This window comes from Streptomyces sp. NPDC056883, from assembly GCF_042788835.1.
GTDB classification, from domain to species: domain Bacteria; phylum Actinomycetota; class Actinomycetes; order Streptomycetales; family Streptomycetaceae; genus Streptomyces; species Streptomyces stoeckheimensis.
Genome location: NZ_JBHUBS010000001.1, coordinates 270,287 through 288,366, shown reverse-complemented (window position 1 = coordinate 288,366; position 18,080 = coordinate 270,287). Strand labels below are relative to the sequence as shown.

The following is an 18,080-nucleotide window of genomic DNA, read 5'->3' as shown; positions in this document are numbered from 1 at the left end:
CACGGGGAACACCCTGTGGGCCTGTGACATGAGGTTCCAGGTCGGATCCAACTGACCTACCGTCACGCGGAGATTCGAGCGCTGCGCCCGCCCAGTCCGCCGAGGTCCGTACTGGTCATCCATATTGACTGTCACTCACTCTTTCCATGGATGTCAAGTTGACTGCCGATAAAAACGCTGCCCGATCAACCGAACAGCGGGAGGGTCTTCCAGGTACGCGGCTGCACTTCTCGCGATCTCGGGATCATCCCGAAGCCCCTTGGCAAGCAACTGCCGATTGCACCTCGCACAGCAAAGTCCGCGCACCACCCCGGTCTTGTGGCAGTGGTCCACATCGAGGCGCTTCGAGCGGGACTGTCGGCAGATCGCACACGTCCCGCCTTGAAGGCGATACAGCTCGTCGTACTCCCCGGCCGCGAGGCCGTACGTCGCTTGGACTCTCGATTCGTGGGAGGACTTCGACCTTGCCTTCCGCTGGCACGTAGCGCAGATACGCCCCCGACTTCCAGAGTAGAACCTCAGCGCCCGACACCTGCCGCACCTCTCACACCTCTTAAATCCCGTCTTACACGCGGTAGACACTGCATTCCTTCCCGTAGGGCTGCCCGTTGAGGTACGTGTCGTGGCACACCGTGTAGTTCGACCGCTTGGGGGTCGGGGGCTTGGGCTTCGCCGGAGCCGGCACCTGTGTGGGCCTGGGCACCTGAGGCTTCTCCTGCACCTTGGGCGCTTCGGCCGGCGCTTGGGACGCCTCACTGGGGCTCGCCGTCGCGCTGGGGGCCGGCGGGCCCTCCGGGGTCCGACTCGGCTCGGGCGAGGGAGTCTCCTGTTCGGCCACCGCGGACTCCGGCTTGGCCTGCTCCTGGTCCTCGATGTGGAGGTACAGGCCGGTGATGAACACCGTCAGCCCGAGCACCAGGGCGGCCAGGGCCTTAGCGAACATCCCTTACCACCGAACCATCTCCAGTCGCCCCGTCAGGTCACTGGCAACCTCAGCGGACCCGTGTGGGATGCCGTACGCCTGACACCAGCGCTTGAGGGCTACGGCCAGCGTCGAACCCGTGGCTTCGATGTAGCGCCCGTTTCCGTTGAAGTCGGCGTAGACGGTCCACACACGCCCTTCCTTCGTCCCGTAGATCGACCAGTCACCCGAGTCGTCGTGCCGCTCCGCGACGTGCCCCACGGCACGATTCCGCTCCACGATGTCGATCACTGCGTCAGTCATGTTCACTCCCTCTCTCACTTCCGACCTTACTTTACATCCATGATGAACTCAACTCCATGGATGTCTAGTACGAGACCGAAGAAAAGGCGTCGTCGGTAAACGTCATGGTTGAACCGTCGAAGCCGAGTTCAACGAAGGTGTTGCCTGATGAATCAGACCGCCCAGCACGGTTCTTCACCGTGGATACCGCAAGCGTGGACTCATCCGGCTTGTGCAGCGTCAGCACGAGGGCAGGAACCCGCGTGATCTGTCCCTTGACCCCGTTCATGGGGATCGGACTATCTCCGTTGTTGTGGGGGCCCGTGGTGTGGTGGAGGCCGGCCACGTGGGCCCCGGTGACCCGCGCCATGTCGTTGGCCCAGTCCATGAGGCTCTCCAGGCCCGAGAAGGGGTCTTCCTCGTTACCCGCTCCCCCACCACGGATGTTCGTGATGTTGTCGAGCACGATCATGTGCGCGTCCTCGTTGTAGAGCTCGTACCAGGCGGACACGGTCCGCTCGACGTCGGCAACACTCGGGCTCGCGTTGTAGTTGAAGCGGATGGGGTTCTGGTCGAGGGTGGCCGCATAGTCGTAGATCCGCTCGCCACGGACGATCTCCTTGGACTCGTCCATCCGGAGACCGGTCAGCATGGACAGGGCCCGCGAGAGCTGGATGTCCGCACTGGAGTCCGCGCTGAAGTAGATGGCCGGGATGGGCTTGTCGGCCTTGATGATCCGGGCCAGGGTGTACGCGCTCTTACCCGTACCGCCTCCCGCCACGGTTAGCGACAGCTGTCCACGGATGTACTGCGTACCTGCACGCCCCATGGACTTGAACGCTTCCGGCAACGGCTCACCGCTATCACCGCGGGCTCGTGCCGACTGACTCAGGGTGTACAACCCGATCTCCTCTCATTCGTTGGTCTAGACCCGTTATCGCTGCCGACAAGGGGTGTCGTTCTTGACCTTGCGGTGCAGCTCGTCTCGGCCTGGTGCGAAGTGGCTGGCCGCGAAGGAAAGGCCGGCCCGCATCGAGGAGACCTCTCGCCGGAGCCCTTCGATCGAGGAGTGGAAGATGTCCGTGCGGTTCTCCAGCATGGTCCGCAGCTCCTGCTGCTCCCACTTGACGCGGGTGACCTGGCTCCGAAGGACTGCCCGCTCCTCAGCCGCCGCCTTGATGTGATCCATCATGTCCTGGTGCACGGACTCGATGTCCGTGGTGTCCATGCCGCCCTGCTCTCGGAGCATGGCCGCTATACGGTTGAGCTTGACTTCCATGGAGGCCAGGACATCAACCTTGACCTCTTCAGCGCGGTCCTCGATGTGCCGCTCGGTCGTCACGATCATCTGCGCACACGCCCCGGCAACGTCCGCCCGGGTCGCGTTCTCCCAACCGTCGACAACGTTGTCTTCAGCTACTTCCGCCGCCGCATCCACGTCGCAGGTCTGGATCATTTCGGCAGTGATCATCTCAGCGAAAGACTTGATCATGAGTGCTTCCCTATTCATGACTGGTTTTGGTTTTTATGACGGCTTTACGAGTGTGGACTAGACCTTTCGGCCTGTGCAAGCCAGAACCGAACGATCTGTAGTGATGTAAGAACCAGAGGGCTAAAGCCCTTGCCGGCCACGGGACTTTAGTCCCAGAAGATCATGCCGAGTACTGGCAACTTCGCTGCACCGGGCAGCGTCCGCAGGCTTCTCCCGGGGTGGGACGATAGTCCCCGGCCTTGATCCTCTGATCGGCAGTCACGAATACTTCCGCGATCTTGTCGGAGTTGGCTTCGAGCTTCCGGACACGGGACGGACGGCCCGTCTTCCCTGCCCAGAAGTCACCCGTGATGCACTCCGTGCCGTACTTCCGGTTGATGGCCACGGCGTACGTGTCGAGCTGGAACGTGTCGTCCATGCCCGGGATGGCCCCGGTCTTGATGTCCCGCACCCGAACATCCCCCTTGGGGTGGTCGATGACCTGGTCGATGAAGCCCAGCACCTTGACCCCGTCGAACTCAAGATCAAACCTTGCCTCGATGGCCGGCGAGTTGGTGACGGGATCGACCCATACCCGCTCACCGGGGTTGTCCTTGTACCACTGGAGATACTTCGCCACCTGGTCGAGCCCCACCCCGTACCGGCGATCCAGGTCCGTGAACCCCTGGTAGGGGCCGCTGGCCTGCCACCCCTCCTCGTCCGGCTCCCGCTCCAGGGCATCGTTCGCCATCCGGGTGTAGACCTTCGCGAACTCCGCCTGGGCGTCCTCCAGGGCCGCTGTGCGCCCGCTCTTCTCCCAGAGTTCCGCGGCCGCGTGGACGGCCACCCCCATGGGGAGCCAGGCCGCTTGCAGCTCCGGCTCCCGGGCTATCCGTGCGAGGTAGAACGCGTACGGGCACTGGTTGTACTGCTTGACCTGACTCACGCTCCGAGGCTTCGTCTTGTACGCTTCGGCCCGCTCTTCGATCGTCTTGCTCACGTTTCTAACCTCCCATTCTTTTTCCATGGATGTCAAGTTGATGTTCAATGTGAAGCCCCCACACGGGGGCTGTCACACCTTCTAGACCTAGAGACCTTCGAGGGTCAGCGCGGCCCGCTGTTCTTCCGTGATCTCACCGTGAGGCCGGACAACCAAGCCCGATTCCTCCGGCGTCCGCTCGTCGAACGCCCACCCACCGCACTTGGCTACCTCGTTCGGGGGCTGCTCGGGGTCGAAGATCAGGATCAGGCTTCGCACGGCCCGGAGTCCCCGCCACCACCCCTCAAGCTCCGTCTGCTTCGTCTTGCTCAGTGCGTTCGGGTCGAGGTGGTGCAGCAGGTGTGCCGACAGCAGGTTGTACTGGTTGCACTTCTGCATGGCGGTCGGAACCTGGAAGGGCCGGAGCGCCTTGGCCTTCTCCCGGGAGGTCATGCCCAACTGCCGCTTGTCTCCGTTGATGTGGAAGTACACGCCCTGCCGGGAGATGCCGAACAGCTTGGCGATTTCCGCCACAGGCATGGGCTGCGCCATGGTCCGCAGCTCACGGATGCTTTCCGGACTGACCCCCGCCAGACGCACTCGCTCGATGATCTGATCACGAGTCTCGCTCATAGTCCTTACACCTTGCACTGGTTAAGTCGCTTCCGTCTTACCGATCCCAGCGAAATCTGTGACGGCCGTCGCGATTACCAGAACAGTGTAGATCATTCCCATCGTGGATGTCAAGCTAAACAATGCAGTTCCCATGAACGTTGAACCAAATCCTACCGATACCAGAGATCCGGCTTCTCGCTTTCTTGAACTTGCAGCCATGAGAATCACAGTTGCCGGAAGAGAAGACACAAGAGCTTCAAGCCCATTCATCGGTAAGAAATTCCCTTGATTGCTTCTATGAAGTCTTCCGGCCACTCATCCGTAGGCATGATGGTCCCGCACCGATAGCGCGGGAAGCCCCACACATTGAACGGGACGACCTCCCGGCGACCACCCCCCACATCGTCGGTCCGGTAGGTGATGACGTAGCCGTCCCTGTCTGCGAGTTCAGTCGCTTCATGCCAGTCAGCCTTGACCGATTCCCAGTCCGCCCACCCCTGGTGGTAGTGACTGCCACCCGCGTGAGTGATGGTCACGGCGTACTGCCCCGGCTCTCCGATGGTGCCATATGTTCGGGTCATGGTTCAAATCTCCATGGATGTCTAGTAGCGGACCTGACTTCAAGATCAACTAAATGCCGGCCGGGGGCTTGCTCCCGGCGACCAGGGGGGTCGTTCCCGCGGCCTCAAGGGCCGCTGCCACGTCCCAGTGCGGTATCTCGTTCCGGTAGTCGGCCACCTGCACGTACCCGCCGGGCAGTACCGACATCGTGTAGTCGGGGCAGTCCTCCCGCGTGATGGGACGCTCCTCCTGGACCACGTACACACAGATCCGGGGGTCAGCGCCCGGAGACTGGTCATGCCACCGGCGAGCGAAGCTGAACGTATGCTCCATGCGCTCTGCCCAGAGGTAGGGGCCCACCTCGCTCACGTCGGAACCGGCGTTGACGAACTCGACTGCATACATCCCTAGTTCCTGATCTCTCGCTCGCGCATCGTGTGGTGGGGGTCTTGCATCTGCCAGTCCCCGTGGCCGTCGCAGTAGGCCGTACTCAGCCACCTACGAATGCCGTACCGCTCCATGTCCATCCAGCGGGTAGCGGGCTCTCCGCACTGGTGACAGCCGATACCGCCCCCGTCCAGAGCCTTGAACCACTGGACCGACCCTTTGGTGCCGCCCTTACCCATCAGGCGCTCACAGAGGCAAGCAGGTTCCGCGCTTCGCAAACGACCTGCTCGGCCGCCGCCGCAACGGCAGGGTCTTCCTCGATTTCCTCCGCTACCTCCTCAGTGAAGTGCATCAGCCCGGCCCGGATGAGCGTGTCGGGAGCAACCCCGTTCAGCCGCCCCAGGTGGAACAGGTTGGCCATGAGGTCCCCGGCGACCTCCCGCATGATGTCCCCACCCAGGTTGCGTGCCCCTATGGCGTCCTCGAAATACTCGTCCTGCCCCGTGTACCGCCCGAACTCTTCCAAGGCGCTCAGCGCCCACTCAGCACGCGTAAGGTTCGCTTCCATGGGGCCTTCGTCGTAGATGCTCATTGGTGTGTCTCCTTCGCAGAGTGTTGGGGGTCTTACTAGCCGCGCACGAGCGGCGCATGGCCGTCGAGAATCGCTACGTGCTTGAGGTAGTCGGCCGTCTTCCCGCCGAACTTCTCGACTGCCATTTCGTCGGAGTAGTCGCTAGCGTCGCCGGGGTTGTCCGCCCACACGTGGAACACCGTGGGCTCATCTCCCGCGTACGCCCGTAGGTCATCCGCTCCCGGTTCCCACCACTCGCACTTCCAGTCCAGAACGACCGTGTACGGGTTGACACCCCTTGCGCCCGTCGGTCGCACCGGGCCGCACCCTCCGCAGTTCTCCATCACGTGACCGCTTCAACTTCCTTGAAAAAGTCCATGATTGTGAGCTGCCCCGCGTTCCGCAGGTCGTCATGGAACTTGTCCGCGACCGCCCGCTTAACGGTGTCCACGTATTCGGACAGGTCTATGAAGTGGTCGCAGAACGAGCACTCAATGTCTTCCGTGGTCTCGTCAATGTCCCCGGAAAGCGCCCGGTAGTAGACCTCATCCCTGCATTCATGCGTGGATGCATCACAGGAACACGACTCGTCCGCGTAGCACTCGCGCTCTGACGGGTGGTTCTCTTCGTACTCGATCTCCGACGCCCGGTCCTCATCCAGGTACCCGTACGAGGCCAAGCAACCCTCTACCTCCTCCACTACCTCCACGACGCGCGCACAGTTCATGTCGTAGATGAAGGAGCGTCCCGGACCGTAGTCCCAGTGGGCCGCCTCAGGGTCCACGCGCTCAAGCTCAGAGATGATGTGCTCCGCGTTGGATGCGTACTTAGCGAACGCCCACGTCTCGCCGTAGTAGTGACGGGAGGAGGTTTCGCTAGACACCGGCCCATCGTCGTAAGGCTCGGTGATCATGCCGATCGCCTGCCACCCGTTCGACTCTGCCGCTTCCTCGAACTCCCACCGGCTGTAGCTGTAGTTCCGGCTAGCCCACTTGGTCACGTTCTCGTGAAACTCGATGCCCATTGCCCCGACCTCTTCCCTGTTTGTTACGCGCTAATTCCGGAAACTACGGCTTCGAGTTTCTTGGCCCAGCCGATCAAAAATTCCCTGTCCTCCCACGCCTGTTCGTTCTCCAGGAAGTCAAGGTCATCCGTATCCGCCCCGTCATCCGCGTTGTTGTACACGGGGTCATAGCTCGGAACCTCCGACTTGCGCTCCTCAATGTGCGCACCTTGCAACCATTTGAACTCTGCGACGAACTCGCGCACGGCCTCGACTGCGACAACGCTTTGATCCTGCATGGCCAGACTCTCCAGTTTCTTCATGGATGACAAGTTGCAGACCTGTTAAACAGGTCACCTCTAGTGCGAGGAAAACACGTACCCGCTACGAGTGATCGAGTGGTCACAGTTCCACGCGACTACGTCAATGCTCGGAGACCAGCCACGGCACGAATCCTGAGCCGCCCGATACTCTTCATCGGTTTCCATGAGCTGTTCATGGGCGAAGTCCTCCATGCTGTCCCACTGGCCACGGAAGCACTCTTCGAAGCGGCTGCCCGCTTCCTCTACGTCCCACGACAGCAGTGCCAGGTACTCCATGAACGCTGCGGTGTCCGACTCGTGTATGCCGTTCTCATCCATCACTCGGTAAGCGTTCAGGACGGCCCACAGCGGCTGGTCACAGTCCACGTGCGGAAACCAGTCCCCCGCGAATCCGCGGAGGTCCTCAGCGTCGAACTCGTGCTCTTCCGCGAAGATCGCGATCGTCTTCATGACACCCATGATCGTTGCCCTGTCTCTCGTGTAGTGGCTGGCTAGGTGCGCTCAGAAGCCCTTGCGGAAAATGACCCGCAGTGCATCAAGGCTGTTGGCTCGAAGGTCCCTCACGGCCCGCTCGTGAGCCGTGAGCGCACGCTCTACGGTCCGCGTGGTCAGGTTGTAGGTGTCGCCCTGCTTAAGGGTGATGCTCACGCCGTAGCTCCCGTGTGGGTTAGATGAAGTGGGGGCGAATCTCAGACTCGGGCAGATAGATCGTGCCGCGCTCACTGCGGCACTGATAGCTCATCTCGCCTGTCAGGTAGTGGGAGCCGTACTCATCCCACACAACGTACTCAACCCCGTTGAACATGAACCGCTTGTCAATCACGTGTGCGGTGTCTTTCGTGTGCTGCGTTGTTCTGACATTGAGAACACTACGGATGTTCTCCATGGGTGTCAAGTCAGGTTCTTCGCGCGCATATAGGGGACAAGCGTGTACACGTAGAACTGAGCGACTGGCGTCACATGCACACACTCAAGGTAGTGCAGTACTCAACGTTTCATCAATCAAAGCTAAACGATTGAAGAACTCAACGTTGAACAATTCAATCATGAACAATCAAAGGTTCAACACTTCACACACTCAAGCACTTAGGCAATCACTACACGCACACACATGGGCACAAGGGGTAGAGGTAGGTGGGCCATGCGCATGGTGAATGCATAAGTATTTGATTCATTTCATATCAATTCAAAGAGAAATCAAAACCAAAATGAAAATGAAAATAGAACGAAAATTCAAGGCAAGTTTTAAGGCGCGAAAAGTTTTCGAGGAAAAAGCAACGACATGGAGGGGTGGGGGGTACCCGAGATCAATTCAATTCCCGGCCGATGCGTCATAGCGGCTCCCATTGGCTACGGGTCCCCTGACGTTGAGTAAGTGCCGAATGACACTGCGCTTTCACCGCTAATCACCTCGAACTCCCTCCAGGTGAATTAGTGGGCGCCGGCCACAGTCCTCGCAGGTCAGCCCCCATTTCGAAACTCGCAGGTCAGAGAGGCGCAGGCTGCGCCTGCATGGTTATGCATGTGAACTGCGTCACCGACCTGTGTAGGTGGGGCCCGATGCACCGCTATGTAAGAAGTGAGGGTGGAACGCAGTGACACACGAGCCCAAGGAGGAGCGAGGTACGAGCGACGACGCGGGGCGAGTCACAGCCCTAAGGCCGCGCCTGAAACGCGGCCACTGAGTACAGAGACTAAGCAGCCCCTCGAAGGGCTGCTCTTGAGTAACTGATTAGCAGCCTCCTAAAGGCTGCTCTGAACTCTCTCCAAAAAGAACTGCTCCTGTTGGTCGCAGTTCCAAAAGGGTTCTCTCAACTTCACCTCACCTACCGGACCCCCTGAAGGGGTCCTCCTCAAACTTCCAAACTTCCTAACTTCCTAGGTGCGTGGCTCATGTCTGCTTCTCCTCCTGGACCTCGCTGGTCTCCTCCTGCTCCTCGTGCTCCTCTCCGCTCGCACGGCTGGGGAGGCCGGCAGGGTGAGCGCGAGGACCTGGGGCCTGGCTGGCGGAGACGTCGAGCTGCCGCCTGGCGAGAGGCCGGCGGGCTGTGTCAGCACCTCCGGTACGACACAGGGCTTCCGTGCGTCGCGGCTGGCGCCGCTGTCGACCACATCATCCCGGTGTCTCAGGGAGGCTCCAGCGAGCCTTCCAACCTCCAGGTGCTGTGCAAGTACCACCACGACAGGAAGACGGCCCTGGAGGCCGCGGAGGGGCGTCGTAAAGCCCGAGCGGCTCGCGACATACCGCGCGGGAAGCGCGTTCTTGGGTCCCTCTGATCCTGTGATCCAGTTCACCTTCCGCGGGTGACCTAATCACCTCGATGCACCCCTATATACAAGTGAGGGAAGAAAAACTTCCCGCTCCAATTTGAGTCGAGCGCCTTGAATGGGTCTGTCCTCGAATTGATGCTTCGGTTGAGAACCCCCGTTGAGATCCCTCCGGGGGTTCTCCCGTTGTTCCACTCATTTAAGGATGCAGAGAGCATGTGCGATGTCCGGTAAGTCTCGCAAGAAGTCCTCGTTCGAGGATCGCGCCGAGCGACTGCAAAAGGTCGAGATGAAGCAGGCCCGAGAGTTCGAGAACTACCTTGACGAGTTCAACGAGGTGTTTGACGACTCGGACCCTGCTGATGCTGGCGAGCACTGGTCGGCTCGCGACGAGGAGGTCTAGTGGCTCGGAACGGTTTCAGCGGCCCGGCCCCCAAGCGGCCGGAGGAGCGTCGACGCGTCAACAAGGACGTCATTGACCTCAAGATCGCACCCAAGCACTACGCGAACGTGGCCAAGGGCCGTGACGGCTTCGATGACTCCTGGCACCCGATCGCCCAGCGGATCTACCTCTCCTTCGTGGAGTCGCCGCAGTCGTTCTTCTTCGAGCCCTCGGACTGGGCTCAGCTTCGCCTGGTGGTCGAGTCCGCGCACATCTCGCTGACTCGGTACTACGACCGCGTGTCCATCGACATGGTGACTGCGGTCATCGACGCCCTACAGGACTTCCTAACGACGGAGGCGACCAGGCGCCGAGTGCGGGTGGCCGTTGAACCGACTCCGGTCGAGTGGCCGGCCTCCGAGGAGCACTGGCACGAGATCGCGAAGGCGTGGTTCGAGTCCCTGGCCAAGTCGGGCCAGGCCGCCTTCTACCAGCAGTCGGACATCGCGTTCGCCACCTACGTGGCTGAGGTGATGGACCGCTACCTGTCGGCCGGCATCAAGATGTCCGGTCGGCTCCTGGCGCTCATCACGAAGGCCTGCGGGCTGCTGCTGACGACGGAGGCCTCTCGCCGAATCGCTCAGATGGAGCTGACGAAGGTGGAGACGCGAGACATCGACGCTGAGGTCACCAAGCTCATGGAGCAGTACGCCAACGCCCTGTAGGGGGCGGGCCCGGTGCGTGAACACCGAGCCCGAGCCCGTTAGCTGTCCTTCTTGCGGAACTTGGTCGACAGCTTCTCGGCGGCCTTAAAGCCGATGAACTGTGCCACCCCCTTGAGGGCCGACCACGCGAGGTCCATGAACTCCACGATGCGGTCCTCCTTTCTGCCGCCGCTGGATTTAGCAGCTACACCCAATCTTTGGGCCTGCCAGCTACGCGTGAGGTGAGCGCTTGCGGTGCGTTCGCCGTTGCGGAGCTGGACGCGGTCCCCCTTCGGTGAGGTGCCATCGCGACGTGCTGACGGAACCCTATCCGCCGCGGCCGACATCGCACCGTCTGATACCAAACCGAGGCCCCGCGGCCTCTCCGAACCTCGAAGGAAGGAGGCCGGCGCGTGAAGCAGGTCCGCACCATCAAGGACGACTACGTTCCGGCCCCCAACCGAACCCTGGGATGGGTCATCCTCCGCTGGACGGCTGAGCACTTCCGTCCGGACTGGAAGTTCACGCCGTCCCAGGTGAAGCGCATCCTGCGCATGTACGAGATCGACGAGAACGGCCGGTTCGTCTGGAACCAGATGGTTCTACAGCTGGCGAAGGGCACCGGAAAGGGCCCGTACTTCGCCACCCTGGCAGCCATCGAGTTCCTCGCTCCGTGCAGGTTCAGCCACTTCGACTCGGAGGGCATGCCGGTCGGCAAGGTGCCCGACGAGGTGTGGGTGCAGCTCTACGCGACCAACGTCGAGCAGACGAAGAACATAATGCTCACGCTCCACTCGCTCTTCACCCCGGAGGCGAAGGAGAAGTACAGCATCGACCCGGGCCAGGAGCGCTACCACGCGCGGAACCCTGAGACCGGAGCCTTCTGCCTCCTGGAGGCGAAGACGGCCTCGTACCGCTCCGCCGAAGGTGCCCGACCATCGGCCCTCTTTGCCGACGAGACGTGGCACTGGAACGAGGCGAACGGCATGGTGAACGTCTTCAACACGATCACCGCCAACGCCGCCAAGGTCGGCGGCCGGCTCTTCTGCGCGACCAACGCGTACATCGTGGGCGAGGACAGCATCGCCGAGCGAATGCACACCGCTTGGCAGCGTCAGCAGGACGGCCGGCAGAAGCGGACCGGCTTCTACTACGACGCCGTGTCGGCTGACCCCGACTTCGACATCGAGGACGAGGAGGCCCTCAAGGCCGCCATCCTCGCCGCGTATGACGACTGCTACTGGGCGGACATCGACGCCATCATCGACCAGTGCTACTCCGGCGTGATCACCCACGACGAGGTGCTCCGGAAGTACTGCAACCTGGTCACCGCCTCCGGTGACTCCCTCGTGGACCCAGTGGCGTGGGGGAAGTGCAAGGTCGAGTCCGAACTCAGGCCCGGTGACCGGATCGTCATGGGTCTCGATGGAGGTGTCTCAGACGACGCCACAGCGATCGTCGCTCTGAGAATCCACGACTCGTTCATCCACCCCATCGCCATCTGGGAGAAGCCAGACGGCCCCGAGGGCAACACATGGAAGGTCGACCACGAAGAGGTCTCCGACCTCGTTGACTGGGCTTTCAAGACGTACAAGATCGAAGCCTTCTTCTCGGACGTCGCCTTCCTTGAGTCGTACGTCGATGTCTGGTCCGAGTCCTACGGCCCCCGCCTCGCCATCAAGGCGACTGGCAAGTCTTCTGTGGGCTACGACATGCGCGGAAACCAGGCTGAGATCACCAAGGCGAACATGTCGCTCGTTGGAGCCATCGAGAGCCAGCGGGTCTCCCACAACGGCCACTACGGCTTGAAGCGTCACGTGGAGAACGCGAAGAAGAGGCACAACAAGTTCGGTGTCTCCTTCGGTAAGGCGAGCCGAGATTCGAGTTACAAGGTCGATGCCTACGCGGCGTCCCTCTTGGCGTTCATCGCTAGAACGCGACTCGTTGAGTCCGGCAAGTTGAACAACGGCCCGGTCCGTATTCCGACCCTGACGTCGATTGGGGGTTTCTAGCAAGGAGGATGTGAATGGAGAACTCTGTTTTCCCCGGGGAGATAGCTGGTGTGCTCAAGCGTGCCAAGCACTCGCTTTCCATGATCCAGCGTGACCGTGAGGATCTGGAGAAGATCGATCGGTACGCGCGAGGGCTTCACAAGTCGCCCTTCATGCCGTCGAAGGCGAACCCCGAGTTCCTGGAGCTGTCCAGGCGAGCGATCCACAACATCATCCCCCTGCTGGTGGACGCCCCCACGAACGCGCTCGCGGTCGAGGGCTACCGACGTTCCGACGTCTCCGGCAACCCTGACGAGTGGCAGTTCTGGCAGGCCAACCGGATGGACCAGCGCCAGTCGTTCGTCCACCGCCAGGCCATCGAGGCCGGCCACGCGTACGTGACCGTGCTGCCGTCGAGGACGGAGCCAGGCAAGCCGGAAATCCGCGGGCACTCCCCCATGCGAATGTTCGCGGCCTACGACGACCCGATCTTCGATGCCTTTCCCATGTACGCGCTTCTGATCGAGTCGCCCGACTACAACCAGGACAACCCCACCAGGGGCAAGTTCTTCGATGACAAGCGCGTCTACGACGTGGTGATCGATGGCTCGGTTCGCGTGGTGGGCTCTCGCCCTCACGGGCTGGATGTCTGCCCGGTCGTTCGCTTCGCTCCGCGCCTGGACCTCCTTGGCCGCGCCTACGGCATGGTCGAGGGCCTCATTCGGCTCCAGGACAAGCTGAACCAGATGTGGCTGAACATGTTGATCGCCCAGCACTACACGGGCTTCGCGATCCGCACGGCGACAGGCCTGGCCCCGATGGAGCGCCTGGACGAGAACGGTATGCCGATGCTGGACGCCAACGGCCAGCCGACGTTCATCCCGCCCATCCTGGACCCGTCCACGATGCTGATGTCCCCCAACCCGGACACCAAGTTCGGGCAGCTGCCTTCGGCCGGCACCGAGGACTTCCAGACGGCCATCGAGCTGGTCGTCCAGCACATGTGCGCCGTGACGGAGACCCCGCCGCTGTACATGCTGTCGGGCAAGCTCTCGAACCTGAGCGCCGACGCCCTCGCGGCATCGGAGAGCGCCTTCACGCGGAAGTGCGACGAGTACCGGATGTCCTTCGGTGAGTCCTGGGAGATGGTCCTGCGGCTCTGCTCGCTGGTCTCTGGTGACCGTGACGGCTTCGAGGCCCAGGACGCTCAGGTCATGTGGTCCGACAAGGGCAATCGAAGCCTCGCCCAGGCCGTGGATGCGGGCCTCAAGCTCGTGCAGATGGGCGTCCCCACGGACATCGTTCTGACGAAGGTCCCGGGCTTCTCGCAGCAGGACATTGACGAGGTGCGTGAGCGCCAGGAGGACGAGGACGGCCTCAACGGTGCCGCCGAGAAGTTCGCGAACCGCCTCCGTGCTCGCGGTGCCGCCGAGGACCCGAAGGAGAAGGCCAGGGCGGTGAGGGATGAGCAAGCAGCGTGAGAGTGACCGGGCCCGCAGGTTCTTCCAGCGGGCCCAGGCCGCCCTTGGCGCCGAGGCTTACCGCCAGACGCTGCAACGGGTCGAGCGGACCAACCCTGCTGACTTCCTGAGGGACCCACTGCGGTGGGCTCTGGAGTGGCATCAGGACATCGAGGTCGCTCGCAAGAAGTCCCGCAGGCTCGGCCAGTCGTACTACCGACTGGAGCGGGCCATCTGGCTGGACGAGACGATCAACCACGACTCCTCGTTCGGTCAGCCCACCACGAAGGCCGAGCTGTGGAACGAGCTGTATAAGGCCGGCGGGTCGAAGCAGCGACTCAAGCCGGGCACCGTCACGATCCCCACGAAGAACGAGAACCCGTGGGCCGACTACACCGAGGACAAGTCGCTGAGCGAGGTCACGGCTGCCGTTCACTTCAAGGCCGAGCGCCGCGTGCGCAAGGCCGAACGCGAGGCCATGCAGAAGCAGGAGCTGACGCTTGAGTCCCTGGACGAGCTAGATGATCTTCTCGATTCCATCGGCACGAACCTCGCTGGTGAGGCTCAGAGCATCGTGGAGGACGGCGGCCGGGACGTGATCGGTGAGGGCGTCGACAACGACCCTGGAGCCCTCGCGTACATGCGCGTGACCGATGGGAACGCCTGCTACTTCTGCGTGATGCTGGCGAGCCGAGGTGCGGTCTACCGCTCCAAATCCACCGCCGGACACAGCCAGATCCGGAAGTTCCATCCGAACTGCGGCTGTTCCGCTGTGCCCATCTTCTCGCGCAAGTACGACTACCCGCAGGAGACGAAGGATGCCGTCGCGCTCTGGAAAGAGCACTGGAACGGCTCGATGAAGGACTGGCGTAAAGCCATCGAAGCCTTGAACAAGAAGAACCGTTAGACGGAAAGGGAGATCATGTCTGACTCTGTTGAGAATTCCGAGACCGCTACTGAGGAGACTCCGGTGGTTGAGGCTGAGACCCCGGCCGTTGAGGCCGAGGTCGAGACCCCTGAGGTAGAGGTCGAGAAGACCCCCCAGGAGGAGCCCGCGGAGATCGAGGAAGTTCCCGCTGAGGAACCCGTCGAGGACTTCAAGGGCAAGTACGACGAGGCCCAGTCTGAGCTTGCAGCGCTTCGCGAGAAGCTCTCCGAGGTCGAGGCGAAGGTCTCTGAGGGCGAGAAGACCAAGAGCGAGTTCAGCGACTTCAAGGCGAAGTCCGAGGCTCGGGAACTGGCCCTCACCAAGCAGATGATCGGCGCCAAGCATGGACTGCCGGCCGAGCTGATTGAACGCCTCTCGGGTACCGACGAGAAGTCCCTCACCGAGGACGCGAAGAAGCTGTCCGCCTTCGTGGGCAACGGCTCCAGCACGCTCGGCAAGGGCGGCCTGGACCCGAACGAGGACGCCTTCGATCCCAAGAAGCTCGCAGCCAGCTACCGAAAGATGGCCAACGGCAGCCTGTAGCAGCGCCTGCATCAACAATTCTCGCCCCCTCCTTGGGGGCTTTTTTCATGCCCTCTTTTAAGGAGATCCCACATGGCTAACACCATCATCAATTCCGACAAGCTCGCTGCGGCTTCGCTCGCGAACCTCGAAGCGTCTGCGGTCCTCGCTGCGACCGTCCAGAAGCAGGCCGCGGGCCAGTTCGATGGCACTGTCGGTCACGCGGTCAACATCCGCCGGCCTGCGATGCTCGTCGCGGACGAGGGCAAGATCGATGGCACGGGTACCGGCTTCCTCGGTGCTGCGACCATCAAGACCCAGTCGCTCAACGAGACCGTCCTCGCGGTCAAGCTCACCGATCACGTCTACAGCGCGGTCGCGCTCAACGACGCCGAACTGTCGCTGGAGATTCCCGAGTTCGCCGCCCAGGTCGCGCTTCCGCAGACCGATGCGGTTGTCGACAACCTTGAGCGCAAGGTCGCCAAGGCGATGACCGGCTTCGGCACCGACGTCAAGGCCCTGGAGCTGGACAAGGTCACCTACGGCGACAACCAGACCCAGCAGGTTGTCTCGGCCGAGCAGATCCGCTTCAAGGTTGCCGAGCTGGCCTCCGCTCTCACCGCCACCAACGTGCCGACCAGTGGCCGCTACCTGGTGCTCGGCGCCAAGGTCGCCGGCCAGCTCCTCAACGACCCGAACCTGGTTCGCGTCTCCGAGGCCGGCACCGGCTCCGCCCTGCGTGAGGCCGTCATCGGCAAGCTCTTCGGCTTCACCCTGATCCAGTCCAACCACGTGGACGCCGAGACCATGTACGCCTACCACCCGAGCGCCATCCAGCTCGTGACCCGGGCCCCGATGGTTCCCCCGTCCATCAAGGTCGGCTCCTCGCAGGCCGACTCGGGCTATGCCCTCCGCTGGGTGCGCGACTACGACTCCAGCATCGCGTCCGAGCGGTCCTTCTTCTCGACCTTCGTCGGCGTCGTCGCCGTGGACGACAAGTACCGCAACCCGAAGACCGGCGCCGTCGAGGACGACTCCAAGGTCCTTCGCGGTCTCCAGGTCAAGGTGACCGGCACCCCGAAGCCCGCCCCGGCCGCCAAGCCGTAACGATCGACTGAAGCGGGGTCCCGCCAAACTTCCAATTTTCCACGGTTCCTGGCGGGGCCCGGCTTCACCCCAAGGAGGTTCTTATGTGTGAGCCCCTAGGGACTCTCTCTGAGCTTGAGGCACGCATGGGCCGTCCGTTCACGGATGACGCCGAGCGAGGGCAGGCCACAGCCGCGCTTGCTGATGCGTCGGACATGGTTCGGGCTTACGGGAATCCGTACTGGAACTGCGCCTGTGATGACCGCAAGGTCGTCACTCCAAGGGCTGTTCGTGCAGTGGCGTTGGCGATGGCCGAGCGGCGGATGCGCAATCCGGAGAACTTCGTCTCGGAGGGTGCTGGCGAATACCAGTACCGCTACGCGGAGAACGGTGCCAACGGGGCCGCTCCATCGAAGGCCGAGATCGCACTCATGGAGAAACTCTCCAACAAGAACGGGCGCCTTCAGACTCCTGTCGTTGAGCGCAACCTCCGGATCAACAGCAGCTACATGTACCCGTACGGGGCCTCCGAGGCCAACACCATCGGCCACATCTTCTAGGGGGTTGTCATGGGACTTTTCGACTACCCCCCGGTGGAACTCTCGGTTTTCGAGTACGCAGAGGCCGACGACGGCTATGGCGGCAAGATCCCTTCTATCGGCAAGGAACACAAGATTCGGGCGTTCGTTCAGGCGATTGACGCTGACGACAACTCGTCTCAGGGGTGGACCGAGCCAGCGCGGTACAAGGTGATCGCCAGGGTCTTTCCGGCTCGACGTTGGGCCTTGGTCCGGCTGGATGGTCAGGACTTCACGTGCAGCGAGATCCCTCGCGTTCATCGCGGCTCGAAGCGGACTGAGTTCGTGTCAGCCGTGATTGAGAGGCGAGGCTGATGGGCTGGGTTCACCCGCGCACGAACGAGATCGCGGCCGGCCTGGAAGGCGTTCAGGCGGCGGTCGAGGCCCAGGCCCACGTGCAGCACTCGAAGGTGATGGCTAAGGCGGCAAACCACGTTGATACCGGCCGACTAATCAGCAACATCACCGTGCGACGACACAACAAGGGCCAGGCGATCGTCTTCAAGGACCCCAACATCCTGTCCATCAACTACGGCCATTTCACCAAGGACGGCACGTGGGTCGAGGGCATCCACATCATCGAGGAGGCCCTGAGCTGATGGCCATGATTCTGCCCGACTCCGAGTCTCTCGCTCGTGACGCTCTCGAACACCACCTGATACGCGACTTCAACCGGACCGACGCAAGCGTGCGCGTCATCATGCCGAACGACTGGATCAAGTTGTTCCCGCTGGTGACGATCCGCAAGAGCAGTGGCACAGCTAGGAATGCCCGCTATCTCGACTCGGGTGTGTTCACGGTGCACTGTCTCGCGGGCTCCCGGAAAGAGGCTTCACTCCTTGCCCGGCAAGTCCGTCGCGCCCTCGCTGACGCATGCCTTGAACGGTACAGCGACGGCGAAGGTGCCCTCACTTACTTCAAAGAGATCACCGGGCCTCTCTATTCGTCGGGCGATACGCAACTAAATCATCCCGACGTTCATCGATTCGTCGCCTCTTACATCTTGTATTCGCACCCGGCTAGCGGATGAGGAGAGGCGGCTTTCTT

Annotated in this window: 26 protein-coding genes and 1 pseudogene; 12 read left to right on the top strand and 15 right to left on the bottom strand. The window is 62.0% G+C overall.

Annotation, left to right across the window (positions count from 1 at the left end):
* Nucleotides 1-153: 153 nt before the first annotated feature.
* From ACFRU2_RS01385 to ACFRU2_RS01315, 15 genes and pseudogenes are all read right to left on the bottom strand, one after another.
* Nucleotides 154-582, bottom strand: a complete 429-nt coding sequence (locus ACFRU2_RS01385) for an endonuclease VII domain-containing protein (protein ID WP_382966526.1) — start codon at nt 580-582, stop codon at nt 154-156.
* Nucleotides 566-943, bottom strand: coding sequence for a hypothetical protein (locus ACFRU2_RS01380; RefSeq protein WP_382966525.1), 378 nt, complete (start codon nt 941-943; stop codon nt 566-568). Before ACFRU2_RS01380 ends, ACFRU2_RS01385 begins: the two co-directional genes overlap by 17 nt.
* Before the next feature lie 3 nt (nt 944-946).
* Entirely contained in the window at nt 947-1,225 is a 279-nt protein-coding gene (locus tag ACFRU2_RS01375) for a hypothetical protein (protein ID WP_382966524.1), read from the bottom strand.
* 64 nt (nt 1,226-1,289) lie between these two features.
* A complete protein-coding gene (locus ACFRU2_RS01370; RefSeq protein WP_382966523.1) occupies nt 1,290-2,033 on the bottom strand; it encodes an AAA family ATPase in 744 nt (247 codons plus the stop codon).
* A 105-nt stretch (nt 2,034-2,138) separates the two neighbouring features.
* Nucleotides 2,139-2,696, bottom strand: a complete 558-nt coding sequence (locus ACFRU2_RS01365; RefSeq protein WP_382966522.1) for a hypothetical protein — start codon at nt 2,694-2,696, stop codon at nt 2,139-2,141.
* 160 nt (nt 2,697-2,856) lie between these two features.
* Nucleotides 2,857-3,675 (bottom strand): RecB family exonuclease, encoded by an 819-nt coding sequence (locus ACFRU2_RS01360; protein ID WP_382966521.1) that lies wholly within the window; start codon nt 3,673-3,675, stop codon nt 2,857-2,859.
* Nucleotides 3,676-3,762: 87 nt separating this feature from the next.
* Nucleotides 3,763-4,287, bottom strand: a complete 525-nt coding sequence (locus ACFRU2_RS01355) for a hypothetical protein (protein WP_382966520.1) — start codon at nt 4,285-4,287, stop codon at nt 3,763-3,765.
* Nucleotides 4,288-4,535: 248 nt separating this feature from the next.
* On the bottom strand, nt 4,536-4,850 hold the full coding sequence (locus ACFRU2_RS01350; protein WP_382966519.1) for a hypothetical protein: 315 nt from the start codon (nt 4,848-4,850) through the stop codon (nt 4,536-4,538).
* Nucleotides 4,851-4,899: 49 nt separating this feature from the next.
* Nucleotides 4,900-5,235, bottom strand: coding sequence for a hypothetical protein (locus ACFRU2_RS01345; RefSeq protein ID WP_382966518.1), 336 nt, complete (start codon nt 5,233-5,235; stop codon nt 4,900-4,902).
* A 220-nt stretch (nt 5,236-5,455) separates the two neighbouring features.
* A complete protein-coding gene (locus ACFRU2_RS01340; RefSeq protein WP_382966517.1) occupies nt 5,456-5,809 on the bottom strand; it encodes a hypothetical protein in 354 nt (117 codons plus the stop codon).
* Between the two features lie 35 nt (nt 5,810-5,844).
* Nucleotides 5,845-6,135, bottom strand: a complete 291-nt coding sequence (locus ACFRU2_RS01335; protein ID WP_382966516.1) for a hypothetical protein — start codon at nt 6,133-6,135, stop codon at nt 5,845-5,847.
* Nucleotides 6,132-6,812: a hypothetical protein gene (locus ACFRU2_RS01330; protein ID WP_382966515.1), complete on the bottom strand. Its 681-nt coding sequence runs from the start codon at nt 6,810-6,812 to the stop codon at nt 6,132-6,134. The genes ACFRU2_RS01335 and ACFRU2_RS01330 overlap by 4 nt, the downstream gene beginning before the upstream one ends.
* A gap of 23 nt (nt 6,813-6,835) precedes the next feature.
* Entirely contained in the window at nt 6,836-7,114 is a 279-nt protein-coding gene (locus ACFRU2_RS01325; RefSeq protein ID WP_382966514.1) for a hypothetical protein, read from the bottom strand.
* A gap of 36 nt (nt 7,115-7,150) precedes the next feature.
* A pseudogene (locus ACFRU2_RS01320) lies at nt 7,151-7,579 on the bottom strand (antirestriction protein ArdA); the annotation flags it as partial.
* 36 nt (nt 7,580-7,615) lie between these two features.
* Complete coding sequence (locus tag ACFRU2_RS01315) at nt 7,616-7,762, bottom strand: hypothetical protein (RefSeq protein ID WP_382966513.1); 147 nt, start codon at nt 7,760-7,762, stop codon at nt 7,616-7,618.
* A 1,245-nt stretch (nt 7,763-9,007) separates the two neighbouring features.
* Here ACFRU2_RS01315 and ACFRU2_RS01310 point away from each other — a divergent pair.
* The 12 genes from ACFRU2_RS01310 (at nt 9,008) to ACFRU2_RS01255 (ending at nt 18,063) form a co-directional block, all read left to right on the top strand.
* Entirely contained in the window at nt 9,008-9,391 is a 384-nt protein-coding gene (locus tag ACFRU2_RS01310; RefSeq protein WP_382966512.1) for an HNH endonuclease, read from the top strand.
* A gap of 214 nt (nt 9,392-9,605) precedes the next feature.
* The gene (locus ACFRU2_RS01305; protein ID WP_382966511.1) at nt 9,606-9,785 is read left to right on the top strand and encodes a hypothetical protein; all 180 of its coding nucleotides are present in this window, start codon (nt 9,606-9,608) and stop codon (nt 9,783-9,785) included.
* Nucleotides 9,785-10,489, top strand: a complete 705-nt coding sequence (locus tag ACFRU2_RS01300) for a hypothetical protein (RefSeq protein WP_382966510.1) — start codon at nt 9,785-9,787, stop codon at nt 10,487-10,489. Before ACFRU2_RS01305 ends, ACFRU2_RS01300 begins: the two co-directional genes overlap by 1 nt.
* Nucleotides 10,490-10,881: 392 nt before the next feature.
* Nucleotides 10,882-12,480, top strand: a complete 1,599-nt coding sequence (locus ACFRU2_RS01295) for a terminase (RefSeq protein ID WP_382966509.1) — start codon at nt 10,882-10,884, stop codon at nt 12,478-12,480.
* 50 nt (nt 12,481-12,530) lie between these two features.
* On the top strand, nt 12,531-13,940 hold the full coding sequence (locus tag ACFRU2_RS01290) for a phage portal protein (protein WP_382966508.1): 1,410 nt from the start codon (nt 12,531-12,533) through the stop codon (nt 13,938-13,940).
* A complete protein-coding gene (locus tag ACFRU2_RS01285; protein ID WP_382966507.1) occupies nt 13,924-14,826 on the top strand; it encodes a hypothetical protein in 903 nt (300 codons plus the stop codon). Before ACFRU2_RS01290 ends, ACFRU2_RS01285 begins: the two co-directional genes overlap by 17 nt.
* Before the next feature lie 63 nt (nt 14,827-14,889).
* Nucleotides 14,890-15,390, top strand: a complete 501-nt coding sequence (locus tag ACFRU2_RS01280) for a hypothetical protein (RefSeq protein ID WP_382966506.1) — start codon at nt 14,890-14,892, stop codon at nt 15,388-15,390.
* A 72-nt stretch (nt 15,391-15,462) separates the two neighbouring features.
* Nucleotides 15,463-16,476, top strand: a complete 1,014-nt coding sequence (locus ACFRU2_RS01275) for a P22 phage major capsid protein family protein (RefSeq protein WP_382966505.1) — start codon at nt 15,463-15,465, stop codon at nt 16,474-16,476.
* A gap of 125 nt (nt 16,477-16,601) precedes the next feature.
* Complete coding sequence (locus tag ACFRU2_RS01270) at nt 16,602-17,015, top strand: hypothetical protein (RefSeq protein ID WP_382966504.1); 414 nt, start codon at nt 16,602-16,604, stop codon at nt 17,013-17,015.
* 9 nt (nt 17,016-17,024) lie between these two features.
* Nucleotides 17,025-17,348 (top strand): hypothetical protein, encoded by a 324-nt coding sequence (locus ACFRU2_RS01265; RefSeq protein WP_382966503.1) that lies wholly within the window; start codon nt 17,025-17,027, stop codon nt 17,346-17,348.
* Nucleotides 17,348-17,632: a DUF5403 family protein gene (locus tag ACFRU2_RS01260; RefSeq protein ID WP_382966502.1), complete on the top strand. Its 285-nt coding sequence runs from the start codon at nt 17,348-17,350 to the stop codon at nt 17,630-17,632. Before ACFRU2_RS01265 ends, ACFRU2_RS01260 begins: the two co-directional genes overlap by 1 nt.
* Nucleotides 17,632-18,063 carry a hypothetical protein gene (locus ACFRU2_RS01255; protein ID WP_382966501.1) on the top strand — a complete coding sequence of 144 codons (432 nt, stop codon included), beginning with the start codon at nt 17,632-17,634 and terminating at the stop codon, nt 18,061-18,063. Before ACFRU2_RS01260 ends, ACFRU2_RS01255 begins: the two co-directional genes overlap by 1 nt.
* Nucleotides 18,064-18,080: the final 17 nt, after the last annotated feature.

What these genes read in the sequence shown, in the direction of transcription:
- ACFRU2_RS01380 (WP_382966525.1), bottom strand. Translation starts at nt 943, where the DNA reads ATGTTCGCTAAGGCCCTGGCCGCCCTGGTGCTCGGGCTGACGGTGTTC.
- ACFRU2_RS01375 (WP_382966524.1), bottom strand. Translation starts at nt 1,225, where the DNA reads ATGACTGACGCAGTGATCGACATCGTGGAGCGGAATCGTGCCGTGGGG.
- ACFRU2_RS01370 (WP_382966523.1), bottom strand. Translation starts at nt 2,033, where the DNA reads ATGGGGCGTGCAGGTACGCAGTACATCCGTGGACAGCTGTCGCTAACC.
- ACFRU2_RS01365 (WP_382966522.1), bottom strand. Translation starts at nt 2,696, where the DNA reads ATGATCAAGTCTTTCGCTGAGATGATCACTGCCGAAATGATCCAGACC.
- ACFRU2_RS01355 (WP_382966520.1), bottom strand. Translation starts at nt 4,287, where the DNA reads ATGAGCGAGACTCGTGATCAGATCATCGAGCGAGTGCGTCTGGCGGGG.
- ACFRU2_RS01350 (WP_382966519.1), bottom strand. Translation starts at nt 4,850, where the DNA reads ATGACCCGAACATATGGCACCATCGGAGAGCCGGGGCAGTACGCCGTG.
- ACFRU2_RS01345 (WP_382966518.1), bottom strand. Translation starts at nt 5,235, where the DNA reads ATGTATGCAGTCGAGTTCGTCAACGCCGGTTCCGACGTGAGCGAGGTG.
- ACFRU2_RS01340 (WP_382966517.1), bottom strand. Translation starts at nt 5,809, where the DNA reads ATGAGCATCTACGACGAAGGCCCCATGGAAGCGAACCTTACGCGTGCT.
- ACFRU2_RS01330 (WP_382966515.1), bottom strand. Translation starts at nt 6,812, where the DNA reads ATGGGCATCGAGTTTCACGAGAACGTGACCAAGTGGGCTAGCCGGAAC.
- ACFRU2_RS01325 (WP_382966514.1), bottom strand. Translation starts at nt 7,114, where the DNA reads ATGAAGAAACTGGAGAGTCTGGCCATGCAGGATCAAAGCGTTGTCGCA.
- ACFRU2_RS01310 (WP_382966512.1), top strand. Translation starts at nt 9,008, where the DNA reads ATGTCTGCTTCTCCTCCTGGACCTCGCTGGTCTCCTCCTGCTCCTCGT.
- ACFRU2_RS01305 (WP_382966511.1), top strand. Translation starts at nt 9,606, where the DNA reads ATGTCCGGTAAGTCTCGCAAGAAGTCCTCGTTCGAGGATCGCGCCGAG.
- ACFRU2_RS01285 (WP_382966507.1), top strand. Translation starts at nt 13,924, where the DNA reads ATGAGCAAGCAGCGTGAGAGTGACCGGGCCCGCAGGTTCTTCCAGCGG.
- ACFRU2_RS01275 (WP_382966505.1), top strand. Translation starts at nt 15,463, where the DNA reads ATGGCTAACACCATCATCAATTCCGACAAGCTCGCTGCGGCTTCGCTC.
- ACFRU2_RS01270 (WP_382966504.1), top strand. Translation starts at nt 16,602, where the DNA reads ATGGGCCGTCCGTTCACGGATGACGCCGAGCGAGGGCAGGCCACAGCC.
- ACFRU2_RS01265 (WP_382966503.1), top strand. Translation starts at nt 17,025, where the DNA reads ATGGGACTTTTCGACTACCCCCCGGTGGAACTCTCGGTTTTCGAGTAC.
- ACFRU2_RS01260 (WP_382966502.1), top strand. Translation starts at nt 17,348, where the DNA reads ATGGGCTGGGTTCACCCGCGCACGAACGAGATCGCGGCCGGCCTGGAA.
- ACFRU2_RS01255 (WP_382966501.1), top strand. Translation starts at nt 17,632, where the DNA reads ATGGCCATGATTCTGCCCGACTCCGAGTCTCTCGCTCGTGACGCTCTC.